The 13,674-nt window shown below is 43.6% G+C and carries 14 protein-coding genes and 1 other RNA gene; 12 read left to right on the forward strand and 3 right to left on the reverse strand.

All coding sequences use genetic code 11. The features are described 5' to 3' along the window. The first annotated feature begins 62 nt into the window (after window positions 1–62). The gene (locus CLOL250_RS10480) at window positions 63–1,514 is read left to right on the forward strand and encodes a nicotinate phosphoribosyltransferase (protein ID WP_008402410.1); all 1,452 of its coding nucleotides are present in this window, start codon (window positions 63–65) and stop codon (window positions 1,512–1,514) included. Between the two features lie 30 nt (window positions 1,515–1,544). Here the strand turns inward: CLOL250_RS10480 and CLOL250_RS10485 are convergent, their stop codons facing one another. Next, a complete protein-coding gene (locus CLOL250_RS10485; protein WP_008402411.1) occupies window positions 1,545–2,201 on the reverse strand; it encodes a hypothetical protein in 657 nt (218 codons plus the stop codon). A gap of 370 nt (window positions 2,202–2,571) precedes the next feature. Between CLOL250_RS10485 and CLOL250_RS10490 the strand changes: the two genes are divergently transcribed. From CLOL250_RS10490 to CLOL250_RS10525, 9 genes are all read left to right on the forward strand, one after another. Next, window positions 2,572–3,450 (forward strand): DegV family protein, encoded by an 879-nt coding sequence (locus tag CLOL250_RS10490; RefSeq protein WP_008402412.1) that lies wholly within the window; start codon window positions 2,572–2,574, stop codon window positions 3,448–3,450. A 204-nt stretch (window positions 3,451–3,654) separates the two neighbouring features. Then, window positions 3,655–4,053 carry a hypothetical protein gene (locus CLOL250_RS10495; protein WP_008402413.1) on the forward strand — a complete coding sequence of 133 codons (399 nt, stop codon included), beginning with the start codon at window positions 3,655–3,657 and terminating at the stop codon, window positions 4,051–4,053. Window positions 4,054–4,066: 13 nt separating this feature from the next. Next, complete coding sequence (locus CLOL250_RS10500) at window positions 4,067–4,861, forward strand: TatD family hydrolase (RefSeq protein WP_008402414.1); 795 nt, start codon at window positions 4,067–4,069, stop codon at window positions 4,859–4,861. A gap of 57 nt (window positions 4,862–4,918) precedes the next feature. Next, complete coding sequence (gene rsmA / locus CLOL250_RS10505; protein ID WP_008402415.1) at window positions 4,919–5,782, forward strand: 16S rRNA (adenine(1518)-N(6)/adenine(1519)-N(6))-dimethyltransferase RsmA; 864 nt, start codon at window positions 4,919–4,921, stop codon at window positions 5,780–5,782. A 126-nt stretch (window positions 5,783–5,908) separates the two neighbouring features. After that, on the forward strand, window positions 5,909–6,994 hold the full coding sequence (locus CLOL250_RS10510; protein WP_008402417.1) for a DUF6128 domain-containing protein: 1,086 nt from the start codon (window positions 5,909–5,911) through the stop codon (window positions 6,992–6,994). A 91-nt stretch (window positions 6,995–7,085) separates the two neighbouring features. After that, the gene (gene tadA, locus CLOL250_RS10515; protein ID WP_446714955.1) at window positions 7,086–7,712 is read left to right on the forward strand and encodes a tRNA adenosine(34) deaminase TadA; all 627 of its coding nucleotides are present in this window, start codon (window positions 7,086–7,088) and stop codon (window positions 7,710–7,712) included. Window positions 7,713–8,378: 666 nt separating this feature from the next. Beyond that, window positions 8,379–8,642: signal recognition particle sRNA large type (ffs, locus tag CLOL250_RS13560), an RNA gene on the forward strand. Window positions 8,643–8,833: 191 nt separating this feature from the next. Continuing rightward, a complete protein-coding gene (locus CLOL250_RS10520; protein ID WP_008402424.1) occupies window positions 8,834–9,424 on the forward strand; it encodes an HD domain-containing protein in 591 nt (196 codons plus the stop codon). 33 nt (window positions 9,425–9,457) lie between these two features. Continuing rightward, window positions 9,458–9,925: a hypothetical protein gene (locus tag CLOL250_RS10525; protein WP_008402425.1), complete on the forward strand. Its 468-nt coding sequence runs from the start codon at window positions 9,458–9,460 to the stop codon at window positions 9,923–9,925. 88 nt (window positions 9,926–10,013) lie between these two features. On the opposite strand, the gene CLOL250_RS10530 is transcribed toward CLOL250_RS10525, so the two are convergent. Both CLOL250_RS10530 and CLOL250_RS10535 read right to left on the reverse strand, forming a co-directional pair. Continuing rightward, window positions 10,014–11,084: an undecaprenyldiphospho-muramoylpentapeptide beta-N-acetylglucosaminyltransferase gene (locus CLOL250_RS10530; protein ID WP_008402426.1), complete on the reverse strand. Its 1,071-nt coding sequence runs from the start codon at window positions 11,082–11,084 to the stop codon at window positions 10,014–10,016. 3 nt (window positions 11,085–11,087) lie between these two features. After that, window positions 11,088–11,333 (reverse strand): TIGR03905 family TSCPD domain-containing protein, encoded by a 246-nt coding sequence (locus CLOL250_RS10535; protein WP_008402427.1) that lies wholly within the window; start codon window positions 11,331–11,333, stop codon window positions 11,088–11,090. Between the two features lie 223 nt (window positions 11,334–11,556). On the opposite strand from CLOL250_RS10535, the gene CLOL250_RS10540 reads away from it, so the two are divergent. Both CLOL250_RS10540 and CLOL250_RS10545 read left to right on the forward strand, forming a co-directional pair. Further along, entirely contained in the window at window positions 11,557–12,615 is a 1,059-nt protein-coding gene (locus CLOL250_RS10540) for a hypothetical protein (RefSeq protein WP_044945964.1), read from the forward strand. A gap of 61 nt (window positions 12,616–12,676) precedes the next feature. Next, complete coding sequence (locus tag CLOL250_RS10545; protein ID WP_274922284.1) at window positions 12,677–13,654, forward strand: polysaccharide deacetylase family protein; 978 nt, start codon at window positions 12,677–12,679, stop codon at window positions 13,652–13,654. The last annotated feature ends 20 nt before the right edge of the window (window positions 13,655–13,674 follow it).

Consider the following 13,674-nt stretch of genomic DNA (forward strand, 5'->3'; position numbering starts at 1 on the left):
ATGTATGATAGAATAGTAGAGATTATAAACTGCTGAAAAAAGAAAGGCAGGAGGACAGAGATATGGACGAAAAAAGAAATTTTACCTTATTAACAGACTTCTATGAATTGACGATGATGCAGGGATATTTCCGTGAGAAAGCAGATGACATCGTTGTATTTGATGCATTCTACAGAAAAAATCCATCCGGAAGCGGCTATGCGATCGCTTGTGGTTTGGAACAGGTGATCGACTATATCAAGAATCTGTCCTTTTCCTATGAAGACGTTGATTACTTAAGAAGTCTGAATATGTTTGATGAAGAATTTCTGAATTACCTTGCAGGATTTCATTTCACAGGTGATATCTATGCGATCCCGGAAGGTTCTGTAGTATTTCCGTATGAGCCACTTGTGAAGGTGGTTGCACCGATCATGGAAGCGCAGTTGGTTGAGACTGCATTATTAAATATCGTGAACCATCAGAGTCTGATCGCTACAAAGGCATCCAGAGTCTGCTATGCAGCAAAAGGGGATGGTATCATGGAATTCGGACTTCGCCGTGCGCAGGGACCGGATGCCGGAACCTTCGGTGCGAGGGCGGCAGTTATCGGTGGCTGTGTCGGAACCTCAAATGTAATCTGCGGTAAGCAGTTCGGCGTGCCTGTGCTTGGGACACATGCACATAGCTGGATCATGAGCTTTCCGGATGAATATACAGCATTTAAGAGATATGCGGAATTATATCCGGATGCATGTACATTGTTGGTTGACACATATGACACATTGAAATCCGGTGTGCCAAATGCGATCCGGGTATTTGATGAGATGAAGGCAGAGGGAAAGATGCCGACCAGATATGGAATCCGTCTGGATTCCGGTGACCTTGCATATCTGTCTAAGAAAGCCAGAAAAATGTTGGATGCAGCGGGATATCCGGATGCAGTCATTGCAGCATCCTCTGATCTGGATGAATATCTGATCAACAGTTTGAAGAATCAGGGTGCAGCGATCACGTCATGGGGCGTTGGAACCAACCTGATCACGTCGGCAGATAATCCATCTTTTGGCGGTGTTTATAAGCTTGCGGCGATCAAGAAGCCGGAGGATGAAGAATTCACAGCCAAGATCAAGATATCAGAGAATCCGGCGAAGATCACAAATCCCGGAAATAAGACGGTGTTCCGTCTGTATAATAAAGAGACCGGAAAGATCAAGGCGGATCTGATCGCACTTTCCGATGAGACATATAATGAAGCGGAAGATCTGGAGATATTTGACCAGATGGCTACATGGAAGCGTTCGACACTTCCGGGTGGTTCTTATGAGATCCGTGAGATGCTTGTCCCGGTATTCTTAAAGGGACAGTGCGTATATCAGAATCCATCCACGATGGAGATCCGGGAGTATTGCCGGAAAGAACTGAACACACTCTGGGATGAGACCAGACGACTGGTAAATCCGCAGGAAGTATTTGTCGATCTGTCAAAGCCGTTATATGACCTGAAACAGAAGCTGCTAAACAGTAGACATTGATGCAGGAATGGTCAGATCAGAAAATATATATTATTTTATCGTCCGACCGGCGTTATAATGAAAATCTTTAATATCAAAATTCATAGCAGAGATCTCGCTCATAGCAGCGTTGATCTCTGTTGTTGTTTTAGGGACAGCTTTTGTAATATGAGCCAGAGTCGTCTCGTAGCCAAGCATCTGTTGAAGGATCTTCCTGCAATAAGCTTCTTCTTCAATCATGGTGTGGATGTCATGCTTTTGCAGATAATCAGTCATGAAGCCGGCACGGACATTGATCTGATAGATGATATAGGCTCGGATCACACGGCAGATCATATAGATCGTGCCGAGAATTAATGCACCTACGGCGATCCAGCCTTCATACGTCTGCATGACAACTCCGCCACCACTTAACATAATATTAGAAAAAAGAGAGTCAAATATTATCAGGCAGATCAGAAATACGACATTATAAAGAAAATGTGTTTTCAGGCTGTGCCGCCTTTTTGCCAGACCATCGATCTCAGCAGTATATACCATTTTATAATATTCGATCTGCTTGCCTGTATTATCGATCATATCCATCAGATCAAAATATTCCTGTGAATACGGCGAATCAGATGGGTCTGCATCTGATTGAAAAATGTCAGTTTCTATTATTGGTTCATTTTCGGATGACTCCGAATCTTTTGCCTTTAAAGTAAGCATGCTTTTATCCCCTTATGTAATGATGAAAGAATCCCCTGTCTGTATATGCGCAATTTTCAAATATATTGCATATGCGAAGCTCATATACATTGCTTTTCAAGTTTGTTTATGGATTTCATTGTAACACAATTTACTGCCGGATAGGGAGTCTTCCTCAAAAAGTAAAATAAAATATCTAGTCTTTCAAACCATGTTACAAAGCCCCGAAAACCATGGCTTTTCTATATAGAAACTACGATTGACATTTGCTGTTCGAATCATCTATATTATAAAAAGTTAAGGGATACAGGCATTTTTGAAACTTGGAATTAGTAGAGTGTATAAGAGTTTTGAAGTGCCGGTTTACAAATAGAAAGATGAGGTTTTACCTATGAGCAAGATCAGGATCATAACAGATTCAGCCAGTGATATTTCAACTGCTGAGGAACAGAAATATAATATATTAATCCTTCCGTTTCCGGTAACGGTCGGTGACAAATCTTATATGAGCAGAGTCGATTTTGACAATGCCGGTTTTTATAAGATAATGGAGGAAAATCCAAACGAACTGCCAAAGACGGCGCAGATCACAGCATTCCAGTTCGACGAGCTGTATAAGGAGCAGTTTGATGCAGGATATACAGAAATTATATTTGTCAGCATCAATAAAAAAGGTTCTGCTACCCATGATAATGCAGTCATGGCAAAGAATGAATTCTTTGAGGAGCATCCGGAGTATGCAGGAAAAGGAACGATCCGGATCTTTGATGGTGTTGGATACAGCGGTCAGTATGGATATCCGGTTGTGCAGGCAGCAAAGATGGCAGAAGAAGGAAAAACAGTGGATGAGATCACTGCTTATCTGTCAGACATTCTTCCGAAACGACGGATCTACTTCGGTATTTATGGATTGAAATATGCAGCAAAATCAGGACGTATTCCGAGTGCCGCAGCACTGGTCGGTGATGCACTTGGCGTAAAACCGATCATGAAGATATGGGCAAATGAGATCGTTACAGCATTCAAATGCCGCGGCGAGAAGAAATTACTGGCAAAGATGGCAGATGTCTCAGCAGCAGAGATGCTTCCGGGTTCGCCATATCAGATCGTATATGGATGCGATGATGTATGCAGGGATGAACTGGCTGCCAAGATGACAGAAAAGGTTGGTTATGCGCCGGACGATTTCTTCCAGATCGGAGCAGCGGTTGCTTCCAATGCAGGACCAAAGGTAGCCGGAGTTATTTTTATGGTAAAAGACGAAGCATAAACAGAATATAGATTTTCATAGAAAAGACCTTTGTTCACAGGAGCGGAAGCAGATATACAAGAACCGATGTGGATAAGGGTCTTTTTGTATGGGGATTGACTGGCAAGAAAAAGATGAATTGTGCGGCATAAAGGAAGCCGATTGGCGTAAAGAATGACAACAGTTGGTTGCATATGCTGATCTTAGTAGTGTATACTTAAAAGAATGAAGAAAAATGTGCCGGCAGATGAAAGGCAGATGAGAGATATGGGTGACACACCAAAGATTGAAGAAACAACATTTTATCATATTAATTATTATTTGTATGGAAAGGCATTTAAGGGAAGTTATCAGGGCATGCGGTTCCGCCTTGCCAGAAATCCGCTTGAAAATGTATTTTTTAAACCTAAAGAAGTACAGAATGCCGGAACTCTGATGGCAACGGTCTGGCCGGAGCCGTTCAGTTACGAGAATACGGATGATGAAAAGAAGCTGACAAAGGAATTTCCGTTTTCGGAGGATGGAAAGCTTGCGGCAGTAGACTGGTTCAATGAGCAGTATGAGAGCCGGAAAGAAGAATGGGATGCAGCGAAGCATACAGACTGGAGCAGTCTAAGAAAATAAATGACCGAGGAATATGAAGATGATATTTGAGACACACGGACACTATGATGATGAACAGTTTGATACAGACAGAGAGCGGTTATTAGAGGAATTTCAGAGACAGGATATCCGATATGTAATGAATATAGGGGCTAATATAGTGACCTCAAAGGCATCCGTTGAGCTTGCACACCGATATGATTTTATCTATGCGGCGATCGGAACGCACCCGGATGATGCACCGGAGCTGTCAGATGCGGCGATCGAGATGTATCGGCAGATGGCAGCAGATGAGAAGGTAAAGGCGATCGGAGAGATCGGGCTGGATTATTTCCATGAGGATGTGCCAAAAGAGGTGCAGATCCACTGGTTTCGAAAGCAGTTGGAGCTGGCAGAAGAACTGAAGCTTCCGGTTGTGATCCACAGCAGGGATGCGGCAAAGGATACCATGGATATCATGAAAGAGATGCAGGGAAGACTTTGCGGTGGCGTCATTCACTGTTTTTCATACAGTACAGAGATTGCAAGAGAATATATTAAGATGGGATATTATATCGGCGTTGGCGGTGTAGTGACATTTAACAATGGACGTAAGCTGAAAGAGGTGGTGGAAGCCATTCCGCTTACCAGCATCGTATTAGAAACGGATTCGCCGTATCTGTCACCCGTACCATTCCGTGGAAAACGGAACTCTGCCCTTAATATTCCTTATGTGGCAAAAGAGATCGCAGCATTAAAGGGAGTTACGGAAGAAGAAGTGTATGACGTGACATTCAGAAACAGTCTGAAGCTGTACAGAATGGAAGAAAATATGCAGGCAGAGGCGTAGGAAGAATGATTGCGTGATAAGATGAAAGCGTAAGAATGCATAGATGGAGGACAGAGCATGGAGAAATTAAGTAACCCGCAGGTTACGATACAGACAATAAAGAAATATGAGTTTGCATTTCAGAAGAAGTTCGGTCAGAATTTTCTGATCGATGACCATGTGATCACAAAGATCATAAATGCAGCGGAGATCACGAAGGATGATCTGGTACTGGAGATCGGACCGGGAATCGGAACGATGACACAGTATCTGGCAGAGTCGGCCGGAAAGGTGATCGCGGTTGAGATCGATAAAAATCTGATCCCGATCCTTGGGGAGACTTTGGCGGAATATGATAATGTAACGATTATTAATGAAGATATATTGAAGTTAGATATCAACCGACTGGTTGAGGAAGAAAACGATGGTAAACCGATCAAGGTCGTTGCCAATCTGCCGTATTATATTACAACTCCGATCATTATGGGCTTATTTGAAAGCCATGTACCATTACAGTCAATTACGGTCATGGTACAAAAGGAAGTAGCAGACCGGATGCAGGTAGGACCGGGATCGAAAGATTACGGTGCGTTGTCACTTGCGGTTCAGTATTATGCAAAACCATATATTGCAGCAAATGTACCGCCAAACTGCTTTATCCCGAGACCGGGTGTAGGATCTGCGGTGATCCGATTGACCAGATATGAGGAGCCGCCGGTGATGGTAAAGGATGAGAGCCTGATGTTCAAGCTGATCCGGGCATCCTTTAACCAGAGAAGAAAGACGTTACAGAACGGAATCGCAAACAGCCCCGAGCTTCCATATTCAAAAGCACAGGTGGAGAAAGCTCTGGAAAAAATGGGACTTGCCGCAAATGTTCGGGGAGAAAGTTTAACGCTGGCAGAATTTGCAAAGTTAAGTGATACTATTTCCGAAGAATAAAGGAATAAGTTACAGAAAAAATGCATAGATACAAGTAAGGCTTGTCTTTCAGGGATAATAGCGGAAGCAGACATGATTTCCTGTCAGATGAAAAATGTCAGATAGAAAAAAGAGGCGGAGGTATCTATGGTTTACTGGAACAGATTTATATCATATATTTTCAGATATCACAATTATGATAAATGTGAAAATGTTGGATTTGCAAAGGTGCAGAAGCAGAATGAGAAAGGTAAAATGCAGGTGAATCTTAAGGATCAGGTAAAGAAAGAGGGCTTATATTCGGTTTATCTGTATCGTGAGACGCTTGCGGACCCGGAGGAATATCCGGAGGCAGTGCCGGACGGTATGATTCCGGCTGTTCTGTATCTTGGGAAATTGAACATGAAATCCGGCAGGGGAGAAGGCTGCTTTACCTTTGACTGGAATAATGTCAATCAGACCGGACGGCCGATCACAGCGTGGAGCGGCATTATCATAAGGCGGATGGGCGAAGAAGAAAGTGATATTTTCTGTTCTTCATGGACAGATAATACTGTGGACTACAGTCAGGCATTTGCCAGACGGGAGGAAGAAGCTGCCCGCGGAATTGCAGTAACAGAGTATGATCGGAGAAGAATCGTGTCCGAGACGATGGCGGAATCAGAAAACATGGACAGCGAATCTGAGACGGAGACAATGGCTTCAGAGGTGAAAGAAACGGCACATACAGATACAGACAACTCGGAAACCGTTTTGCCGGAATCGGAGGAGTCTCCGGATGAAAAGATATTTTCCCGGGCCGATGAAGAAACGGAGAAACGGGTAACGGCAGCCGAGGTTTTAGAAACAATGAAAGAAGACGGAAGAGCGGCAGAACTGATGGCGAACCGGGAAAAGCTTCCGCTCCTGCCGAATTGTCCGGATGGAGAAAACGGAGTGATCGAGTGTGTAAAGATCAATCCGAACGATATCGGACTGCTGAACATGGATAACTGGCGGTTGGGGGTGAATAGCTTCCTGACACATGGATTTTACAGTTATAAATATCTGATGCTCGGCAGGGTGCTGTTTGATGAAGAAGATACGAACGGATACATATTGGGAGTGCCGGGAGAGTATTCATCCAAAGAGAAGTATCTCGCAGGAATCTTTGGATTTGATCGTTTTATTCCGGTGAAGGAGACAAGGATCAAGACAGGAAGCTTTGGCTACTGGGTGGTGGATCTGAAATAAAAAAAGAGCTGTGGCATAAAATAATGTTTATTGAATGATAGAAAAAGCCGGCATGGTGAAGAGCGCAGGTTGAATGACGGAGGATGCCGGCATGGAGAAGAAAATGGAACAGAATACAGAAGAAAATGTAATAGGACAGGGGATAGAAGATGATCAGAATATACGGAACAGGGAAGATGAAGTAAAAGATACATACGTAGATCGGCAAGGGACAGAACCTGAGATGTCGGGTGAAGACAGGAAGATGTATGAGATTTATATGAAAAAGGCAATTAAGCTGGCGCAGAAAGCTTATGTTCAGGGAGATGTTCCGATCGGTTGTGTGATCGTAAAGGATAATAAGGTGATCGCACGGGGGTATAACAAGAGAAATCTGAAGAAGACAACACTGGCGCATGCAGAACTGCTGGCGATCGAGCAGGCATCAAAGAAACTCGGTGACTGGCGGTTGGAGGATTGTACGATGTATGTGACATTAGAACCGTGTCAGATGTGTGCCGGAGCCATCGTACAGGCAAGGATCCCGAAGGTTGTGATCGGGTGTATGAATAAGAAAGCCGGATGCGCCGGTTCGATCCTTAATATGTTCGATATGTCGGCATTTAATCATCAGGTAGAAACAGTATATGGTATCTGTCAGGAGGAGTGCAGCAGCCTGATGAAGGACTTTTTTGCAGACCTCCGCAAAGGCGTGGTCGTAGGAAGCCGTCAGCGGTAGAATTTTTGAAGATTGCATGTTCAACATAGACGGATTTCATGACCTGCCAATTTATATATGTTGTCCAGCAATGTTTCTACTCATCACACACGCCTGATCCGCTCATGCTCCAGTGCTAACTCGCCCTTCGGGCTCAGACAAGCACCCGCATTCGCTGGCAGTGTGTTCTTCGTAACGAAACATATGCAAATGACACCATATACCAATCAGCAGGTCACAGAATCCGGCTGTTAAACATGCATCTTGCTTTATCGATAGCCGGATTTCATGACTTGCCAATTTATATATGTTGTCCAGCAATGTTTCTGTTCATCATACCTGCCTGATCTGTTTTTTTCAGTGTTGTTAGGGCGGTATTTGGGCTGCAGGCTGTGGCAGAGGCTGTTTGGACATTCGCAAAAGGACCGACGTGAAGAACGCGCTGCCAGCTCATGCGGGTGCTTGTCTGAGCCCGAAGGGCGAGTTAGCACAGGAGCATGAGCGGATCAGGCGTGTGTGATGAACAGGGACGTTGCGAGGATCAACAGCCTCTGCCACAGCCTGCAGCCCAAATACCGAATCCACCAAAAACGCTGCCAAAGAAACAGGTTGACGTATGTGCGATCGTCATTTATAATCAAATATGCGCCAAAAATGTGGCGTGCAATTGAATATGTTATAAAGTTTCCATGCAACCGGGGAAGTAGCGGTGCCCTGAACCTGCAATCCGCTATAGCAGGGGTGATAGTTTTCTTGAGGGATGTCCACTGTAGGGCTGCCCTTAGTAAGTGGCGTTGATGTCTGGGTCTTGCGCAACAGGACTCTTCGAACCGTGTCAGGTCGGAGACGAAGCAGCACTAAGGAGAATCTCCTGTGTGCCGCGAGGGTGCCTGGGCTGAGTTAACTGCTAAGGTAACGCTTATGGCGGCGTTTCGAGAGAAAACTGCATGGATTTTTTTGATAAAAATATTTATAAAATTTTCAAAAAAACATAGCAAATCTATACAAAAGATGCTATCATAGATAATGATACTTTCTTTTTTTATTGAGAAAGTTTTGGAGAAAGTCTGTTTGGCAGGATTTTAAATCGTCAAATAGAGCGTAAGTTACAAAAAAAGGTATAAATCAAGGGGCGAACAGAGATGAATTACGCTGATGTAATTGAGTTTGTCAAAACGCAGACTGCGAAGAATGGCAGACCGCCAAATTATGAGTTTAGAAGTAGATATGAACACACGATGCGTGTATACAGATGGGCAATTAAGTTACAGTCCAAGTTAGGGGGCGATCTTGATATTATCGTACTTGCAGCACTTTTACATGACATTGGCTGGGATGAGAACAGACCACATGGAGAAGTTGGTGCAGAGATAGCTGTTGAATATCTGGACAGCATAGGAGTAGATCCTGAAAAGATCGCAAAGATCGGGGAGATTATAATGATTCACGAGGAGAAGGATACAGATGCAGATCTTTCTTTGGAATGTAGGATCGTTATGGATGCAGATCTGTTAGATGAAGTGGGAGCAGTCAGTGTACTATGGGATTCCATGGCAACTGCGCTGGAGGACGATGCAAGCTATAAGCGCGCATATTACAGAATAAAGAACTTTTACAGAATTAATAAACCAAAGATCAGAAGATGCAAGACAGATGCCGGCAGAGTGGAATATAATAAGCGTATGCAGCTCTTGGAAGAATTTATATTTCAGTTGGAAAAAGAACTGTTCTAAGTATTTAATAATAAAGGAAATGGGAGTGTTGATATGAAGACTTTTGTAAAAGTGTTAGTTGCTATTCTTATAGTAATCGGATTGTGCTTTGGAGTTTATGCTGTTCTGCCGCAGACATCAAAGATGTTTGTAAAGGGAAATATTCAGTATCGTACAGATGATACGGCGAAAGCTCAGGTAGATAAGATCAAGAAGACAAAGATTCCGGGATTTGATAAGACTTTTGGTGATGGTCTTGAAAATCTGTGTAAGAGCAGTGCTTGGTATTATGAAGAAGAAGCAAGCGGTGACTGGAAAGTTACATACTACGGATCTAAGGCTACAATGGATCTTACTACAGCAGGCATGGATCAGATGTATACAGATCAGCCTATGAAGGTTGAATTTACAGTAAGAAATAATTCTCAGGTTGATATCGTGATAACGATCAAGGATGATATTCTTTCGACCGATCAGGCAAAAGAAGCTGCCTATGAGAAGATCGCAAATGCAGCGAAGTAATTATAATATATACCATATAAAAGAAACAGGCATATATCGAAATGATATGTGCCTGTTTCTTTTATGCGCGTTATACCTGTTGCTGTATTTATTTGTTATTCACCAGTTCCTCGATCATGCCGATTATAATAGACGTGGAATCTGTAAGATTGCTCTTTTCCATTGTCTCGATGTAAGTCTGTTTATTATTATAGACATCATCGATCGCAGCAAATAATGTCTCGGAGGATAATTCCTCTTCTTTGATCACATAACTGTAACCGCTCTTTTTGAAGGATTCTGCATTTAAGATCTGGTCGCCGCGGCTGGCAGCAGCAGATAACGGGATCAGGATATTCGGTTTGCGAAGAGCAAGCAATTCACAGATCGCATTTGCACCGGCACGGGAGATCACAAGATCAGCAAGAGCAAGCATACTGCTTAGTTCTTTCTTTATATATTCATACTGAACATAACCGGACTTGTTATCAAGTGAATGATCCAGATTGCCCTTACCGCAGAGATGGATCACGTTAAAACGCTCCAGCAGTTTATCGATATTTTCACGGATCGCTTTATTTATCACGGCACTTCCCGAACTGCCGCCGACGATCAGGATCACAGGCTTGTTGTCTGTAAAACCGCAGAAGTTGATCGCATCAACTGCATTTCCATTGAAAAGCTCTTTACGGATCGGGGTTCCGGTCACGACTGCTTTACCTTCCGGGAACATATCCTTTGTCTCCGGGAAGTTGCAACACACACGGGAGGCCTTTGGAAGCTCCAGCTTATTTGCAAGACCCGGTGTCATATCAGATTCGTGGATGATGACAGGGATGTTGCAGGATTTGGCTGCGAATACGACAGGAACGGTTACAAAGCCGCCCTTTGAGAATACGACATCCGGCTTCAGTTCCTTCATTAACTTCTTGGCTTCACCCATACCTTTTATAACCCGGAACGGATCTGTAAAGTTCTTAAGGTCAAAATAACGTCTGAGCTTGCCGGAGGAGATCCCATGATAAGGAATGTTCAGATCCTCGATCAGCTTGCGTTCCATTCCGTTATAAGAACCGATATAATGGATATCATATCCAAGCTTCCGTAATTCCGGTATCAATGCTATATTTGGTGTAACATGACCGGCAGTTCCACCGCCGGTAAGGATGATTCGTTTCATATATTATGCCCCCTGAAGATAATTCTTAAGCGCCTTTGCCAATTGATCCGGACAGGATGTTGGCTTGAAGCTGCATGTTGTTCCTTCCAGTTTATCAATGACATCTTCCACCTTCATTCCCTCAACTAGGGCGCTGATACCCTTCAGGTTACCATTGCAGCCGCCTGTGAAAGAAACATTTTTAACTTTACCATCTTCCACTTCAAAATGAATGTTAGTGGAACAGGTTCCTTTTGTTTTATAATCCATTTTAATCTACCTCTTTTCTATTATAGTCCAAAATAACCATACACATTCTTAAATGAGTTCAAATCTAAATCAGTATACCAAAAATGAAAATAAAGGTAAACATTTGTCGTGTGATTTCACTTGAAAAATCAAAAATACCGAAACTATAATGAAACCACCCTGAATCCGGAGCGGGGTATCGGAACTGAAAACATGAAAAATTATTTGAAAAGGGGAAATGGTTATGTTTGGAACTATTTTGGAACAGAGTATTTTTTTGTATGTGATCGCAGCGACGGGAATATGTGGAATTGTAGCAAAGCTGATAATGGATGGATTTTTGAAAGGGCTGGTCAGAGGAGCAGGAAGTATGAAAAGTACAAAAAAGAAAGCACTGGTGGAGATACGAAAAAGGTACGAGGAATTATCGTATCTTGATGTGGGTATCCGGGATACGAGATCGTTTGTCGAGAAATACATATATAAACTGAAGCTGGGCAAGAGCTATGTCAGCTCCTGGAACAGCTTCTGCAGTAACATGATGATCCTTGCTGCCGGAACAGGTCTGATCGGAACCTGGTGGGAATATCGGACAGGCAGTTCTGTATTTGCAAGTGTGCAGATCGGTATGTGGGGTATTGTTGCCTGTGGAGTTATGCAGATGGTCTACAACATATTCAATACCCGGCGGAAATGTGAGATGTTATCGGCGGAACTCGTCAGCTATATGAACAACAGTTTGGCAAATCGTCTGAAACGGGAGCAGGAAAAACAGATGGAGAGCAGTAAACAGAAAGCAGATGACAGAAGCCGGAGTGGTCTGAAACAGACGGCAGCGGCTATTATAGAGCCAAATGTGATCGATATTGATGCGGCACTGGCACAGATGGGAGAACAGAAGGACAGACGGAACGAGAAAAAGGCTGAGGCAGAACGTAGAAAGAGTCGGGAGACTGATATTAAAAAGAAGGACCTGCAGGCAGTTGCAGAGACAGAGCCGGAAAATAAAGATGGACGGTTGGCCGGCGACGGACAGAAGGATGCACCGGAAAAGAAGCTTGGTACATCCGGAATGAAAATGCAGGAAATGGATTCGACACGGGAAAGAATCACGGCAAAATCGAAAAAAGCGATGCGGGCAGAACACCGCAGATCAGAGAAAAGCCGGCGGCAGCCGGCAGCCGAAGGGCAGCAGCCTCTGAAACAGACCGCAAAGGAAGATGACCGGGAGATAACGGAGGAACAGATCGCGGCGTGTGATGCATTATTTGACAAGCTGCTGCAGGGAATCAGTACAACCTGACAGGTATAGGTATAAACAGCGGAAGAAACAGCATATATTATATCCAAAATAACAATTGGAAGTGGTTACAGTCAAAAAACTGTATGTAGTTTCGGGAATTATGATGTGTCTGTTTCTGACAGGCTGTGCCGGAATGGCGAAGAGCAAAACGAGGAAAAACGGAAATGTGGCAACACCGGGAGACTGTCAGATGCAGAATGAGGGAAATCGGACGGCTGATGGTTCCGGTGGACAAAATGGCAGTCCGGACGGACGAAAAGGGGGAAATGATAATGGAAGTGTAGAAGACCGGACAGAAGCGGCGACGGAGGATATGACGCTGCTTCGTGATTATGATGCAGTCAGTAATAAGAAGTTTTCATGGTACATTGTACGGGATAAAAATCATGGGATCAGTGACTGCGATCACAGTTTTTCGATCGAACAGTATGATGCATATTATGTGGATCAGGATGCCGGAGATGACAAGGTTATATATCTGACCTTTGACTGCGGTTATGAGAACGGATATACAGAACAGATGCTGGACACGTTAAAGAAGCATAATGCAAAAGCTTGTTTTTTCGTCACACAGACGTATATCAGGGATAATGTGGAGCTGGTAAAAAGAATGAAAGAGGAGGGCCACCAGGTTGGCAACCATACAGTTACCCATCCTTCCATGCCCGGTATCAGTGTGGAAAAACAGAAGGAAGAATTGCAGACCTGTGCTGATTATATGAAAGAGGCCACGGGTTACCGGATGGATCCATATTTCAGACCGCCGAGCGGTGAGTACAGTGAAAGGGTGCTCCAACTGGCAAAGGATATGGGGTATAAGACCATTTTCTGGAGCATGGCATATTTGGATTATGATGTAAATAATCAGCCGGGGAAAGATTATGTGATCGAGCATTTTGATAAATATTATCATAATGGCGCAATTCCGCTCATGCATAATGTGTCGGAGTCAAATGCGCAGGCGTTAGATACGGTGTTGTCAAATTTAACAGAACTTGGTTACAGATTTGTATCACTTGATGAAATGTTCGAAAAATAGTTGATTATGGGGTTTCCTTT

The organism is Clostridium sp. L2-50 (genome assembly GCF_000154245.1).
In the GTDB taxonomy this organism is placed as follows: Bacteria; Bacillota; Clostridia; order Lachnospirales; family Lachnospiraceae; genus Coprococcus.